Annotated in this window: 9 protein-coding genes and 1 pseudogene; 8 read left to right on the plus strand and 2 right to left on the minus strand. The window is 70.9% G+C overall.

What is annotated here, in order from left to right; translation table 11 throughout:
* Positions 1-66: 66 nt before the first annotated feature.
* Positions 67-1545, minus strand: a complete 1479-nt coding sequence (locus ACZ7L6_RS32070) for a cytosine permease (RefSeq protein WP_471929988.1) — start codon at positions 1543-1545, stop codon at positions 67-69.
* A gap of 144 nt (positions 1546-1689) precedes the next feature.
* Here ACZ7L6_RS32070 and ureA point away from each other — a divergent pair, with 144 nt between their 5' ends.
* The 6 genes from ureA (at position 1690) to cimA (ending at position 9267) form a co-directional block, all read left to right on the plus strand.
* Positions 1690-2436, plus strand: a complete 747-nt coding sequence (gene ureA, locus ACZ7L6_RS32075; RefSeq protein WP_471929990.1) for an urease subunit gamma — start codon at positions 1690-1692, stop codon at positions 2434-2436.
* The gene (locus ACZ7L6_RS32080) at positions 2433-4145 is read left to right on the plus strand and encodes an urease subunit alpha (RefSeq protein ID WP_471929992.1); all 1713 of its coding nucleotides are present in this window, start codon (positions 2433-2435) and stop codon (positions 4143-4145) included. The genes ureA and ACZ7L6_RS32080 overlap by 4 nt, the downstream gene beginning before the upstream one ends.
* A gap of 25 nt (positions 4146-4170) precedes the next feature.
* Complete coding sequence (locus ACZ7L6_RS32085; RefSeq protein ID WP_471929994.1) at positions 4171-5211, plus strand: agmatine deiminase family protein; 1041 nt, start codon at positions 4171-4173, stop codon at positions 5209-5211.
* 9 nt (positions 5212-5220) lie between these two features.
* Positions 5221-5856, plus strand: coding sequence for a TetR/AcrR family transcriptional regulator (locus tag ACZ7L6_RS32090; RefSeq protein WP_471929996.1), 636 nt, complete (start codon positions 5221-5223; stop codon positions 5854-5856).
* 218 nt (positions 5857-6074) lie between these two features.
* On the plus strand, positions 6075-7355 hold the full coding sequence (locus ACZ7L6_RS32095) for a hypothetical protein (RefSeq protein WP_471929998.1): 1281 nt from the start codon (positions 6075-6077) through the stop codon (positions 7353-7355).
* A gap of 307 nt (positions 7356-7662) precedes the next feature.
* Entirely contained in the window at positions 7663-9267 is a 1605-nt protein-coding gene (cimA, locus tag ACZ7L6_RS32100; protein ID WP_471930000.1) for a citramalate synthase, read from the plus strand.
* A gap of 93 nt (positions 9268-9360) precedes the next feature.
* On the opposite strand, the pseudogene ACZ7L6_RS32105 reads toward cimA, so the two are convergent.
* A pseudogene (locus ACZ7L6_RS32105) lies at positions 9361-10854 on the minus strand (glycoside hydrolase family 30 protein); the annotation flags it as partial.
* 239 nt (positions 10855-11093) lie between these two features.
* On the opposite strand from ACZ7L6_RS32105, the gene ACZ7L6_RS32110 reads away from it, so the two are divergent.
* Both ACZ7L6_RS32110 and ACZ7L6_RS32115 read left to right on the plus strand, forming a co-directional pair.
* On the plus strand, positions 11094-14120 hold the full coding sequence (locus ACZ7L6_RS32110) for a glycoside hydrolase family 3 protein (RefSeq protein WP_471930002.1): 3027 nt from the start codon (positions 11094-11096) through the stop codon (positions 14118-14120).
* 131 nt (positions 14121-14251) lie between these two features.
* Positions 14252-15613 carry a hypothetical protein gene (locus tag ACZ7L6_RS32115; protein WP_471930004.1) on the plus strand — a complete coding sequence of 454 codons (1362 nt, stop codon included), beginning with the start codon at positions 14252-14254 and terminating at the stop codon, positions 15611-15613.
* Positions 15614-15702 lie beyond the last annotated feature (89 nt).

Below are 15702 nucleotides of genomic sequence, written 5' to 3' on the forward strand. Positions count from 1 at the left end.
TGAGGCCGGGGCCGCTGGGGGCTGCCGCCCCCAGACCCCCGCTTCGGCCCTGAAGGGGCCTCGTCCTCAAACTCCCCCACTCTCGACTTCGCTCGAGCGGGGGGACCCCCACGACGGGCTGTTTTCGCCGACCGGCACCGAGTTGTCGGCCCCGGTTTCCGCCTTCACGGAACCCGGGGTCGACAGCGCGTACGCCACGCCTCCTACCAGCCCCGACAACAGGAAGCTGCAGTCCACCCCACCGGTCAGGCTCAGCAGCGGCCCCTCGTACGACGGCAGCGCGACCGCCAGTACGCCGACCACCGCACCCAGCGCCCACGACACCGTCGCCCGGACGTTCCAGCCGGCGCGGAACCAGTAGATCCCGCCCCGCGCCCGCCGGTTGAACACCTGGAGAGCCTCCGAGTCGTACACCCCACGGCACCGTGCGAAGCCGATGAGGGTGATGACGGCCCACGGGGTGCCGATCGCCGTCAGCAGCAGGACGAACGACGTCATCGCGTCCTGTGCCGTCGAGGCGTAGTGGCCGACGAAGACGCACACCGTGGCGACGACCGCGACCGCGTACGTCGCCTGGGCGCGGGAGGCGCGCGGCAGGATGGCATCCAGGTCGAGGCCCATGGAGTAGAGCATCAGGCCGGCGTTGCCGACCGAGCCCGCGGAGGCGGCCAGCAGGAGCGGGACCAGGTACCAGGTGGGCGACGCGGAGACGAGCGGTCCGGCGTAGTCGAGGGCGGCCTGCGCCGCGTACGCGGTGAAGGTGCCGAACAGCTGCGGGACCAGCAGGCCCAGGATCAGGCCGAGCCACGTCGCGTGCAGGACCCGGCGGGAGGTGTGGCGGGCCGGGGAGATGTAGCGGGTGTAGTCGCCGAGGAGGGTGATGAAGGCGATCGGGCCGGACAGTCCCGCCGCCACCATCGCCAGCAGCCAGGTGGGCCAGAAGCCGCCCAGCAGATAGCCGCCCGCCTCCGGCAGTGCGGCCGTCGTGAAGTGCGGGGCGTACGCGATCACGCCGAGGACCAGCAGCGCCGTCATGCCGATCGCGAGGACGCGGGACATGGCGAGCAGCACGCGGTAGCCGTACACCGCACCGGCGACGGTCGCGGCGGCGAGGAGTGCGTAGACGACGCCGTACGACACCTCGTTCGCCGGCATGCCGAACAGGCGGCCCAGCACGCTCACCATCACATCGCCGCCGATCCACACCGTCAGCGCGGAGTAGCCCATCGCCAGCAGCAGGCCGACGACCGAGCCGACCAGGCGGCCCCGCACGCCGAACTGGGCGCCGGAGGACGTGGACAGGTTGGTCGCCGTGCGCAGGGAGATCAGGGCCAGCGGGGCGGTGAGGGCCGTGCCGACGAGAGTGCCGACCACGATCGAGCTGACCGACGCCCACCAGCCCAGGCCGAAGGACGGCGGCAGCCAGCCGAAGACGATCACTCCCAGGCAGAGATTCGATCCCAGGAGGATCGAGACGAGGTCCCGTGGTCCGCTCGTGCGTTCCTCGTCGGGGATGGTGTCGACTCCGCGCTGTTCCATCGGCATGGCAGGTCTCCTTCGATCGGCCGCCAGAGTTAGAGCGACGTTCAATGTGAGGGATCGGTTCCGCCGAGTCAACACTTCTGGTTCTCGGGATTTCATGTTTAGAGTGATGCTCTAATGTGAGGGAGGCAAGGAGGTGCCCGCGTCATGAGACTGACTCCCACGGAACGTGACCGGCTGCTGCTCTTCGGAGCCGCCGAGCTGGCCCGCGCCCGCCGGGCCCGAGGCCTCCGGCTCAACGTGCCGGAGGCCACCGCGCTCATCGCGGACACCGTCTGCGAGGCCGCCCGGGACGGGGTCCGGCTCGCCGAGGCCATCGAGCGTGCCCGGTCGGTGCTCGGTCCGGACGACGTCCTGCCGGGTGTCGCGGACGTCGTCACCGAGGTGCATGTCGAGGCGGTCTTCGACGACGGCTCGCGGCTCGCGGTCGTGTCCGACCCGATCGGGGGCGGGCTCGGTCCGCAGGCTCCCGGCGCTCTGCTGCCGGGGCCCGAGCACGCCGAGCCCGAACCGGTCGTACGGCTCACGGTCACCAACACCGCGACCGTCCCCGTCTCCGTCACCTCCCACTTCCACTTCTTCGAGGCCAACCCGCGCCTCGACTTCGACCGTGTGTCGGCCTACGGCATGCGGCTCGCCGTCCCCGCCGGATCGTCCGTGCGCTTCGGGCCGGGGGAGAGCGTCGAGGTCGGGCTCGTGCCGATCGGGGGTGACCGGATCGCCATCGGGTTCGCCGGTCTGGTCGACGGGCCGCTGGACGCGCCCGGCGCCCGCGAGGAGGCACTGCGCCGCGCCGCGGCCTGCGGCTACCTCGGCGTATCGGAAACACCTGATGGCGTCCCGGTTGCAACTGGTGGCGTATCGGAAGCAGTTGATCAGGAGGTCGAGCGATGAGCCGCCCAGGAGGCCACCCCGCAGAGGCCCGCCGCCTCACCCCGTACGAGTACGCCGCCACGCACGGTCCGCGGGTCGGCGACCGCATCCGGCTCGGCGACTCCGGTCTCACCATCCGCGTCGAGTCCGACTCCCAGCGCTACGGCGACGAGTTCCTCGCCGGGTTCGGCAAGACCGCCCGGGACGGGCTGCATCTCAAGGCGGCCGCCGTCCGGGAGACCTGTGACGTCGTCATCAGCAACGTCGTCGTGATCGACGCGGCGCTGGGGATCCGGAAGGTCTCCATCGGGATCAGGGAAGGCCGGATCTGCTCGATCGGGCGGGCCGGGAATCCCGACACCCTCGACGGGGTCGACGTCGTCGTCGGCACGGGCACGTCCATCGTGTCCGGCGAGGGACTCATCGCCACCGCCGGGGCCGTGGACACGCATGTCCATCTGCTGTCGCCGCGCATCATGGAGGCCTCGCTGGCCTCCGGGGTGACCACGGTCATCGGGCAGGAGTTCGGGCCGGTGTGGGGTGTCGGGGTCAACTCGCCGTGGGCGCTGCGGCATGCGTTCAACGCGTTCGACGCCTGGCCGGTCAACATCGGCTTTCTCGGGCGCGGTTCGTCGTCCTCGTCGGCGCCCCTGGTCGAGGCGCTGGCCGAGGGCGGGGCGAGTGGCTTCAAGGTGCACGAGGACATGGGCGCCCACACCCGGGCGCTGGACACGGCCTTGCGCGTCGCCGAGGAGCACGACGTCCAGGTCGCCCTGCACAGCGACGGGCTGAACGAGTGCCTGTCCGTCGAGGACACCCTCCGCGTGCTGGAGGGCCGCACCATCCACGCCTTCCACATCGAGGGCTGCGGCGGCGGACACGTGCCGAACGTGCTGAAGATGGCCGGCGTCCCGAACGTCATCGGCTCCTCCACCAACCCCACCCTGCCCTTCGGTCGGGACGCCGTCGCCGAGCACTACGGCATGATCGTCTCGGTCCATGACCTGAAGACCGACCTCCCCGGCGACGCCGCCATGGCCCGTGACCGCATCCGCGCCGGGACCATGGGCGCCGAGGACGTCCTGCACGACCTGGGCGCGATCGGCATCACCTCGTCGGACGCGCAGGGCATGGGACGCGCGGGTGAGACGGTCCGCCGTACCTTCGCCATGGCCGGGAAGATGAAAGCCGAGTTCGGCGCCCCGGACGGCGGTCACGACAACGAACGCGTTTTGCGCTACATGGCCAAGCTGACCATCAACCCGGCCATCGCACACGGCCTCGCGCACGAGGTGGGGTCGCTGGAGGTCGGCAAGCTGGCCGACATCGTGCTGTGGCGGCCGGAGTACTTCGGCGCCAAGCCGCAGCTCGTGCTGAAGGCCGGCTTCCCGGCATACGGCGTGGTGGGCGACCCCAACGCCGCCACCGACACGTGTGAACCCCTGGTCCTCGGCCCGCAGTTCGGGGCGTACGGCGCCACACCGGCGGACATCTCGGTCGCCTTCGTCGCCCAGGCCGCCGTCGACAAGGGCAACGACTCGATGCCCACCCGGCGCCGGAGGGTCGCCGTGCGCGGCACGCGCGGCATCGGGCCGGCCGACCTGCGGCTGAACTCCCGTACCGGAGCGGTCGATGTGGACCAGCGCACGGGGCTGGTCACCCTCGACGGAGAGCCGCTGCGCTCCGAGCCCGCCGAGTCCGTCTCCCTCAACCGCCTGTATTTCCTTTGAACGCCACCGCCTGTGAGGATCACTGATGTCCGCTGCCGCCGACGGCTTCCGCATGCCCGCCGAATGGACCCCGCACGAGCGCACCTGGATGGCGTGGCCGGGCCCGAACGCGACCTTCGAGGACCCCGGGGAACTCGCCGCCTCCCGGCTGGCCTGGGCATCGGTCGCCCGTGCCGTCCGCCGCTTCGAGCCGGTGACGGTGGTGTGCGGTCCGGGGCAGTCCGAGGAGGCCCGGACGCTGCTCGGGCCGGGGGTGGACACCGTCGAACGGGACCTCGACGACGCCTGGATGCGCGACATCGGCCCCACCTTCCTGACCAACGGGAAGGGTGAACTCGCCGCTGTCGACTGGACCTTCAACGGGTGGGGCGCCCAGGACTGGGCCCGCTGGGAGCACGACGCGAAGATCGCCGCGTACGTCTCCGACCTCGCGGGGTCGACGAAGACGTATGCCTCGGATCTCGTCAACGAAGGCGGCGCGATCCATGTGGACGGCGAGGGCACGGTGCTGCTCACGGAGACCGTCCAGCTCGGCCCCGAGCGCAATCCGCACTGGACGCGCGAGCAGGTCGAGGCGGAGATCCACGCCATGCTCGGCACCCGCAAGGCGATCTGGCTGCCGCGCGGCCTCACCGGCGACTACCCCCCGTACGGCTTCGGCACCCTCGGCCATGTCGACATCGTCGCCGCCTTCGCCCGCCCCGGTGTGGTCGTGGCCCACCATCAGCCGGACCCGGCCCACCCCGACCACGAGGTGACCAAGGAGGTCATCGGCATCCTGAAGGCGGCGACGGACGCGCGCGGCCGCCGGCTGGAGGTCGTCGAGGTCCCTGCCCCGACCGTCCTGGAGGCCGACGGCCACTGGGCCGACTACTCCTACATCAACCACTACCTCTGCAACGGGGGCGTGGTGCTGTGCGGCTTCGACGACCCGCGTGACGAGCTCGCGGCCGGTATCTTCCGCCGGCTCTTCCCGGAGCGGACGGTGACGCTGGTGGACGCCCGTACCATCTTCGCTGGCGGGGGAGGGATCCACTGCATCACACAGCAGCAGCCGAAGATCTAGGAGCAGCAGATGGCCGGTGCGGCGCGGGCGACCGGTGCGACCGGTGCGGCGCGGGCGCGGAAGAACGCGCCGCCGCGTGAGGACCTCCTCGCCGCGGCCATGGACATGATCGCCGAGCGCGGTCTGGAGAAGCTCACCATGGCGGCGCTCGGCCGCGAGGTCGGCATGAGCAGCGGCCATCTCCTCTACTACTTCCACTCCAAGGACGAGCTGCTCCTGCAGACCCTGGAGTGGAGCGAGGGCCGGCTCGGCGCCGAGCGCGGGCGCCTGCTCACCCGTACGGCACCGGCCCGCGAACGGCTCGACGCCTACGTCGACCTGTACGTCCCCGATGGCCACCGCGACCCGCACTGGACCCTCTGGCTGGAGGTCTGGAACCGCTCGCAGAACGCCGACGACGCCGCCCGCGACCGGCAGGCCGCGATCGAGGGCGCCTGGCACCGGGACCTGGTGGCCCTGCTGGCGGAGGGGGTGTCGCGGGGGGAGTTCCGAGCGGTCGACCCGGACCGTTTCGCCGCCCGCCTGCGGGCCCTGCTCGACGGCTTCTCCATCCATGTGGCGATCGGGCTGCGCGGCACGGACCGGGCGCAAGTTCTGCGTCACGTACGGGAGTTCCTGGACGACAGCCTCCTCGCGGACGCGTGAGCGCACGTCCTGGTTGTACGCAATTTTACGGATTGACCCTGTAGCGCGTGGTGCGTTTGCCTCGTAGGGAGCCCTGGGCAGGGAGCGAGCCGGAGGGGGCGCCGGGGGAGAAGCGTCAACTCGGCGTCATCCGATCTGGTGGAAGGGGACACCAACGGGGTGTCGGACGTCTTCCTGCGGACAGTGCCATGACCACAACCACTCACGGGGGAACAACCATGCACAGCACCAAGCGAGCCGTCGCGCTCGCCGCCGCCTTCGTCGCCGCCACGGTGGCCCTGACCGGAACGTCGGCGGGCGCCGGGCCCCGCGTCCCGTCCACCGAGCGGGTCACCCTGTCGGCGACGGGGGACCAGGGCAACGGCGCCTCCTACGGACCGCAGCTCAGCGCCGACGGCCGCTTCGCGGCCTTCACGGCCGACGCGTCCAACCTGGTGCCTGGCGACACCAACAGCGCGTCGGACGTCTTCGTGCGCGACCTGCGCAAGGGGACCGTCGAGCGGGTCAGCGTCAGTTCGGACGGCACGCAGGCCGACCAGCAGTCGTCCGTGCAGGGCATCAGCGCCGACGGGCGGTACGTCCTGTTCAGCTCGATCGCGCGGAACCTGGTCCCCTGGGACACCCCACCCGCGGACGCGGGCGCCGCCGACATCTATCTGCACGACCGGCGCACCGGCACCACGCGGCGGATCAGCGTCGGCTTCGACGGGGGCTCCGCCTACGCGGCCGGCGCCGACCTCTCCGCGAACGCCCGCTACATCGCCTTCAACGCCAAGGCCAGCCGGATGGAGGAGGGCGCCCGCGACCTCTTCGGAGCCGTGTACGTCTTCGACCGCCGCACCGGCACGACGAAGCGGATCAGCAACCCGGACCGCCCCACCAACCCGGCGCTGTTCCAGGACGTGAGCGACGACGGCCGGTATGTGCTGTACACGCAGCTCGTCCCGCGCAGCTCCAACGGCATCACCTGGGTGCACGACCGCCGCACCGGCACCGAGGAGCGGGTCAACGTCAAGGCGGACGGCTCCCCGGCCCAGCGGTACGCGCTGCCCGCCACGCTCTCCGGGGACGGCCGCACCGTCGCCTTCCAGAACTGGGACGAGGTCCTGGTCCCCGGCGGCGGCCCGGACGCGTCCGACATCTACGTCCGCGACCTGCGCAGGGACGTCACCCGGCGGATCGACGCCGGGCCCGACGGCGAGAGCATGCCCGACCGCCCCGTGATCAGCGCGGACGGCCGGTACGTGGGGTACGAGGCCACCCCCAGGCTGCCCGACGGAACGCTCGGCCCGGCCAACGTCTACCTGCGCGACCTGCGCACCGGCTCCACCCGCCTGATCAGCGAGTCCGTCACCGGCGGGCCCGTGACGGACACCTACGTCTGGCTGACCTCGGTGAGCGCGGGGGCCAAGCGCGTCAGCCTCGGCAGCGCCTCGGCCCAGCTCGTCGCCGGCGACACCAACGGCGTGAACGACGGCTTCGTCCGCCACACACGATGATCAGCACAGTGCTCGCATCCTGAGACGGACGGTGAGCACGGGGGCGACTTGTGCCAGACTGCCCCCGTGCTCTCGTTCGCCATGATTATTGGCAGCAGGCGCGCCGGTCCGCAGTGACCACCACGTACGACCAGGTACGGGTGGACACCGTCGTCCTCGACCCGCGCGCAGACCTCTCGCACCCGCGAGAGGTTTTTCTGTTTCCCGGCCCACCCGCAGCCGGGCGGAGAGCGCGAGGGACCATAGGTGGGGGCGGTGGAGCCGGTCATTCCGGTAGACCGAGATCCAACACAGGAGCCTTACGACCATGACGGTATCCAGCGAGCTCGACGACTCGTTCCACGTCTTCGACACCACCCTGCGCGACGGCGCCCAGCGGGAGGGCATCAACCTCACCGTCGCCGACAAGCTGGCCATCGCCCGTCACCTGGACGAGTTCGGCGTGGGCTTCATCGAGGGCGGCTGGCCCGGCGCCAACCCGCGGGACACCGAGTTCTTCGCACGCGCCCAGCAGGAGATCGACTTCAAGCACGCCCAGCTGGTCGCCTTCGGCGCCACCCGCCGCGCCGGCGGCAAGGCGTCCGAGGACCCGCAGGTCAAGGCACTCCTGGACTCCGGCGCCCCCGTCATCACCCTGGTCGCCAAGTCCCACGACCGCCACGTCGAGCTCGCCCTGCGCACCACCCTCGACGAGAACCTGGAGATGGTCCGCGACACGGTCGCGTACCTGCGCTCGCAGGGCCGCCGCGTCTTCGTGGACTGCGAGCATTTCTTCGACGGCTACCGCGCCAACCCCGAGTACGCGAAATCCGTCGTCCGCACGGCGTCGGAGGCCGGAGCGGACGTCGTCATCCTGTGCGACACGAACGGTGGCATGCTCCCCGCCCAGGTCCAGGCGGTCGTATCGACGGTCCTGCCGGACACGGGCGCCCGTCTGGGCATCCACGCCCAGGACGACACCGGCTGCGCAGTCGCCAACACCCTCGCCGCGGTCGACGCGGGCGCGACCCACGTCCAGTGCACGGCCAACGGCTACGGCGAGCGCGTCGGCAACGCCAACCTGTTCCCGGTCGTGGCGGCCCTGGAGCTGAAGTACGGCAAGAAGGTCCTCCCCGACGGCCACCTGCGCGAGATGACCCGCATCTCGCACGCCATCGCCGAGGTCGTCAACCTCACCCCGTCCACGCACCAGCCCTACGTCGGCGTCTCCGCCTTCGCGCACAAGGCCGGCCTGCACGCCTCCGCGATCAAGGTCGACCCGGACCTGTACCAGCACATCGACCCCGAGCTGGTCGGCAACACCATGCGGATGCTCGTCTCCGACATGGCGGGCCGCGCCTCGGTCGAGCTCAAGGGCAAGGAACTCGGCATCGACCTGGGCGGCGACCGCGAGCTGGTCGGCCGGGTCGTCGAGCGGGTGAAGGAGCGCGAGCTCAAGGGCTACACGTACGAGGCTGCGGACGCTTCGTTCGAGCTGTTGCTGCGCGCGGAGGTCGAGGGCAAGCCCCTCAAGTACTTCCAGGTCGAGTCCTGGCGCGCGATCGTCGAGGACCGCCCCGACGGCACCCACGCCAACGAGGCCACGGTCAAGCTCTTCGCCAAGGGCGAGCGTATCGTCGCCACGGCGGAGGGCAACGGCCCGGTCAACGCCCTGGACCGCGCCCTGCGCGTGGCCCTGGAGAAGATCTACCCCCAGCTCGCCAAGCTCGACCTCGTCGACTACAAGGTCCGCATCCTGGAGGGCGTCCACGGCACCCAGTCCACCACCCGCGTCCTGATCTCCACGTCCGACGGGGCGGGGGAGTGGTCCACGGTGGGCGTCGCCGAGAATGTCATCGCGGCGTCCTGGCAGGCCCTGGAGGACGCGTACACGTACGGACTGCTGCGGGCCGGGGTGACCCCCGCCGAGTAGATGGACCAGCCGGGCGGTTGGGGGCGCGGGCCCCGCTGGGAGCACCCGCGCCCCGCCCTCCTGCAACGTCCGAGGAATTGCCCGTCGTCACCTCCAGGTGAAGGTCGCCGACGTCTTGCCCGGCAGTGAGTAAGTGGCGTGCTGTGAACCCCAGTTGATGGTCACCGTCTTCGCGGTGGAGGCGTCGTTGTAGGCGATCAGCGCCTTCGAGCCGTCGGGGTTCCGCCACGCCACGTTCGGCACGGACGACGACGCCGTGGACGCGATCCGCTGCGCACCCGGCCGTACGAACTTCGTCAGATGGCCCATCGTGTAGTACTCGACGGTGTAGTCGACCTGCCCGTGCCGGGAATCCCCGTTGTGGACCGTGATCAGGCCGTCGCAGACCCCGCAGCCGCCGTTGTGCGGCCCCCGGTTCTGGTCCACGGCCAGCGACCACTTCGTCACCGACTTCGCCCAGTTCCGGGTGTAGTCGACGATGTTCAGCATGTCCTCGCGCTGCTGGTTCGCGATCCAGGTGCCTCCCGAGTGCTCGGTGCCGAACGCGTCCAGCTGCGGGTACCGGTCGTGCACCTGCGTCTGCTTGGCCACGTCACCGCCGTAGCCGTGCCACGCGATCCCGCCGAAGTTCGGGTGGGAGCGGACCGCCGCGTCGTCGACGGTGTGCGCGGCGTACGCGTCGTAGGTGTCCCAGTTCCAGTCGTGCGCCAGCACCTTCGCCGACAGCCCGGCGCTGTGCAGCTTCGGCAGCAGCTCGTTCTTCGTGAAGTACGCCAGCCCGCTCGCGTTCCAGCTCATCGACGGGTAGCCCGAGCAGCAGGTCGGTTCGTTCTGGGCGGTGACGTACGAGATCGGGATGCCCTGGGCCTGGTAGGCCTGGACGTACTTCACGAAGTACGAGGCGTACGTCCCGTAGTACTCCGCCTTCAGCCAGCCCCCGTTGAGCTGCCCGCTGTCCTTCATCCAGGCGGGGGCCGTCCACGGCGAGGCCATCACGGTGAGCGAGGGATTGAGCCGAAGCGCCTGCTTCGTCAGCGGCACGACGTCCTGGAGGTCGTGGGCGATCGAGAACTCGGACAGATCCGGATCGGTCTGCCCGGCCGGCATGTCGTCGTACGTGTAGCCGAAGCGGGCGAGGTCCGACCCGCCCATCGGATTGCGCAGGAAGGACAGCCCGATGCCCTCCGTCGGGGAGAACAGCTTGCGCATGGTGGCGTCCCGCGTGGCCTGCGACAGCGCACCGCTGCCGTCCATCAGCCAGGCCGCGGTGTCCGTGAAGGACGCGCCGCCGCCGGTGAAGGTCTGGTAGCGGGTGTTCTCGTCGACGGTGATGTTCTCGCCGCTGCCGCCGGACCCGGCCTGGAAGGCGAACGGCGTCTGCGGCTGGAGCCCGCGGACCACATGGCGTCCGCCGGCGTCGTCGGTCGTGGTGAGCCAGGCGGTGACCTGTTCGCCCGCGGCCTGTGCGGGGGTGGCCGTCGACAAGCCGGTCGCCGAGATACCGGCCGTGGTGAGGAGCCCGGCGAGGAGCAGCCCGAGCGTCCGAGTGGATCGGGTGGATCGGCTGGATCGAGTGGATCTCCTCATGGAGCGCCGCCCTTCTGAAGTGGGGGATGGAGGGGGCGTGCGAGGCGTGAGTAAATGACGGCTTCGTATACGCGTCAAGGGGTCGCGCGTTCACTTGCTGAAGGAACAACGCCTTCGATCCGGCCAGGAGTTGAGGGCACACCGGTCCTGACATGAAGTCTTGACGCCAAGCGGCGCCGCCAGTTAACTCACGGCGTGAGCTAAGTCATATGTGGACTATGAGAGTCGAGGGACGTTCCATGCGAAGAACCGCCCTGCTCGCCTCCGCCGCGCTCCTGACCGCCCTGCTCCCGCTCACCACCGCCGCGCCCGCGTCCGGCGCCGACGACCCCGCCCCGGTCCCCGTCGACCGCTTCGAGGGCGAGGTCCCCTTCGCGAGCCCGCCCGCCGAGGGCATCTTCACCTGGGGCAGCGACAACGACGACCCGCCCGCCCTCCGGCTGACCGCCCGCGACGACGCGCCCGAGGGCGAGAAGGTCCTCTCCGGGACCTACGACATCAGCGGCTACGGCGGCTTCACCCACGACTTCGCCTTCGCGGAGCCCGCCCACGACTGGTCCGCCCACAAGGGCGTCCGACTGTGGTGGGAGGGCCGGAACAACGGCAAGAAGATCGCCTTCGAACTGAAGGACGGTGGCGCCGACGGCGAGGCTTCCGAGCTGTGGACGACGTCCTTCACCGACGACTTCACCGGCTGGAAACAGATCGAACTGCCCTTCACCGACTTCACGTATCGCACGGACTACCAGCCGGTCGGCGGCATCGACCACATCCTCGGCCTCACCGAGACCTGGGGTTACTCCGTCACCCTCCCCGTCGGCACCAAAGCCGAATTCGCCATGGACGGCGTCGAGTTGTACGGCAGGGCCGACCAGTCCCTGAAGGCCTCCGTCCGCACCGACTCCGCCGTGTATCCGACGGACGAGGGCGGCACGGCGACCGCGCGGCTCACCGTGGCCACCACCGGCTCCGCCCCCACCGCCGAGCCCGTCACCGTCACCTACGAGACGACAGGCGGCACCGCCGACCCCGGCAAGGACTACACCCCGGTCACGGGAACCGTCACCTTCCCGGCGGGCACGGCCTCCGGCACCACCCGCGAGATCCTCGTCCCCATCCTCAAGGACAGGTCGGCCGAGCCCGCCGAGACGATCCCGCTGAAGCTGACGGTCACCGGCGCCAAGCCCCCGGCAGAGACCCCGCAGATCGTCGTGGACGCGCACGGACTGCCGTATCTCGACAGCAAGTTGCCCGTGAAGAAGCGCGTCGCCGACCTCCTCTCCCGCATGTCCCTGGCGGAGAAGGCCGGCCAGATGACCCAGGCGGAGCGCGGCGCCCTCACCGCGTCCGGTGACATCGCCACGTACGCCCTGGGCTCGGTCCTCTCCGGCGGCGGCTCCACACCGACGCCCAACACCGCCGAGGCCTGGGCGAAGATGATCGACGGCTTCCAGCTCCGGGCGCAGGCGACGCGCTTCCAGATCCCGCTGATCTACGGTGTCGACGCGGTGCACGGCCACAACAACCTGGCCGGCGCGACGATCATGCCGCACAACATCGGACTCGGCGCGACCCGCGATCCGGCGCTCGCCCGCCGGGCCGGCGCGGTGACGGCCGCCGAGACCCGGGCCACCGGCATCCCCTGGGACTTCGCTCCCTGCCTGTGCGTGACACGGGACGACCGGTGGGGCAGGGCGTACGAGTCCTTCGGCGAGGACCCGGCCCTCGTGGACTCCATGGAGACGATCATCCAGGGCCTCCAGGGAGCCGCGAACGGCAAGGACCTGAAGGACGACGACAAGGTCCTCGCCACGGCGAAGCACTTCGTCGGCGACGGCGGCACCGCGTACGGCTCCTCCACCACCGGCACTTACACCATCGACCAGGGCGTCACCACGGTCACCCGGCAGCAGCTGGAGGCCGTCCACCTCGCCCCGTACGAGACGGCGGTCGACCGGGGCGTCGGCACGGTCATGCCCTCGTACTCCTCTCTCGACCTCATCGGCGACGGCCAGGGCCCGGTCAGGATGCACGCCCGCGCCGACATGATCAACGGCGTGCTCAAGGGCCGTATGGGCTTCGACGGTTTCGTCATCAGCGACTGGAACGGCATCGACCAGATCCCCGGCGACTACGCCTCCGACATCCGCACGTCGGTCAACGCCGGCCTCGACATGATCATGGCCCCGTACGCCTTCCGGGACTTCCACACCACGCTCGTCAAGGAGGTCGAGGCCGGGCGCGTCAGCGAGGCACGCGTGGACGACGCCGTCTCCCGCATCCTCACGCAGAAGTTCCGCCTCGGGCTCTTCGAGAAGCCGTACGCCGACACGAGCGGCGCATCGAGGATCGGGTCCGCCGCCCACCGCGCCGTGGCCCGGCAGGCCGCGGCCGAGTCGCAGGTGCTGCTGAAGAACGAGGGCGGGCTCCTTCCCCTGCGGACGTCGCAGAAGGTCTACGTCGCCGGATCCGACGCCGACGACATCGGCAACCAGAGCGGCGGCTGGACGATCACCTGGCAGGGCGCGTCCGGGGACATCACCCCCGGGACGACGATCCTGGAGGCGATGCGGAAGAACTCGGCGCGGCTGACGTACTCCAAGGACGCGTCCGAGCCTCTGACCGGCTACGACGTCGGTGTGGTCGTCGTCGGCGAGACCCCGTACGCCGAGGGTGTCGGCGATGTCGGCAACGGCCACGACCTCCGGCTGAGCGCCGCCGACCAGGCCGCCGTGCACAAGGTGTGCGGCGCGATGAAGTGCGCCGTGCTGATCGTCTCCGGGCGCCCGCAGCTGATCGACGACGCGACACTGGCCGGGATCGACGCGCTGGTCGCCTCCTGGCTGCCGGGCACCGAGGGCGACGGCGTCGCGGACGTCCTCTACGGCAAGCGGCCCTTCAGCGGGCAGCTCCCCGTCACCTGGCCGAAGAGCGAGGCTCAGTTGCCGATCAACGTCGGGGACGCCTCGTACGACCCGAGATTCCCTTACGGCTGGGGCCTGACCACGCTGCAGAAGGTGCCCGAAGGCGGCGCCGCGACGCTGAGGGCGCTCGGCATCGCCGCCGCGGCCGCCGAGAAGGCCGGGGCGGAGGAGGCGGGGCGCGCGCTCGTCACCAAGGCCCGGCTGATCGTCCAGCAGAGGGCCGTCGGCACCGGGATCCGCGAGGCGGTGGCGGGTCCCTTCGCCGAGGCCGACCATCTGCTGCTGACGGGCCGGTACGGGGCGGCGGTGGAGAAGCTGAGGGCGGCGTACCGGGCGGCGTGAGCCGTCGTACGGCAAGAGGCACGTGCAGCCGTCGTACGGCAAGAGACGCCGGCGCAGGTATCCCGGTCCCGGTGGGAATCCGCCCACCGGGAACGACGCCATCGTCCGGCCCATCGGGTAGCGTCGAAGGTATGAGGACTCCGCTCTTCCGGGGCCTCATGCGCTCGCTGATCGTGCCGGTCGCCGCGACTGCCGCGGTGTTCATGGCCGGCGCGCCCGGCGCACATGCGGCCACGGACCTTTCCCAGGTCGCCGAGGCGCTGCGCGAGGATCCCGTCTATGTGGCCCCCGCCGCCTCGGACCAGCTGTCGTCGGCGGACGCCGAAGCGCTCGCCGACAAGATCAGGGACGCCGACAAACCCGTCTTCGTCGCCGTCCTCCCGGCCGATCAGCCGACGCAGAACCTCCTCCTGAACCTCCGTACCGAGACCGGTGTCACGGGCCTGTACGGCGTCCGGGTCGGTGATCGCTTCGACGCGGCGGCCGACTCCGTCGTGCTGTCCCGGCAAGGCGTGGACAACCTGGTCACCTCGGTGCAGAGCGCCGGCGACCCCAAGGCCCAGCTGAACGACTTCGTCGACGCGGCGCTGCGCAACGTGCGCGGCACGGCACCCGCCAGCTGGAGCGACGGCGGGGGCGGGTCCGGCGTGGACGTCAGCGGGCTGATCGCCGTCGGCGCGGTGCTGGCGGCGGGCGGCGCGGGCGCGTACGCGCTGGTCCGGCGCAACCGGCGGCGCCACGAGGAGGAGCAGCGGGCGGCGCTGGAGAAGCTGCGGGTCGTGGTCGACGAGGACATCACGGCCTTCGGCGAGGAACTGGACCGCCTGGACTTCCACCCGGCCGAGCCCGGCGCCGACGACGCGATGCGCGCGGACTACGAACGTGCGCTGGACGCCTACGAGCAGGCGAAGCGGCTCATGGACGGGGCGCGCAAACCTGAGGACGTCAAGGCGGTCACCCAAGCCCTGGCGGACGGCCGCTTCTCCCTCACCCAGCTGGCCGCCCGCCGGGAGCACCTGCCCCTGCCGGAACGCCGCCCGCCCTGCTTCTTCGACCCGCGCCACGGCCCGGCGGTCGCCGACGAGACCTGGACCCCGCCCGGCGGCACGGCCCGCGAGGTCCCGGTCTGCGCGGCCGATCAGACCCGTCTGGCCGCCGGTCGCGACCCCGTGGTCCGCGAGGTGGACACCGAGTACGGCCGCCGACCGTACTGGGAGGCCGGCCCCGCCTACGGCCCCTGGGCCGGCGGCTACTTCGGCGGCGGCATCCTTCCCGGGCTGCTCATCGGCACGATGCTGGGCAGCATGATGGCCACCCCGTCCTACGCGGCCGACTACGGGGCGGGGTACGGGTACGGCGGCGGAGGTTATGAGGGCGGCGACGTGTCCGGGGCCGACTTCGATGCCGGGGACTTCGGGGGCGGGTTCGACGGCGGAGGCTTCGGTGGCGGGGACTTCGGCGGGGGAGGGTTCGACGGCGGAGGAGGGTTCTGAACTCTCCGCGGAACTCGGAACTCCCCGCGGAACACGGCACGGGCCCGGCGTCCGAGGACACCGGGCCCGTAGTACTGCAAGCCACTGGC

Source organism: Streptomyces sp. NPDC107522, from assembly GCF_055657525.1.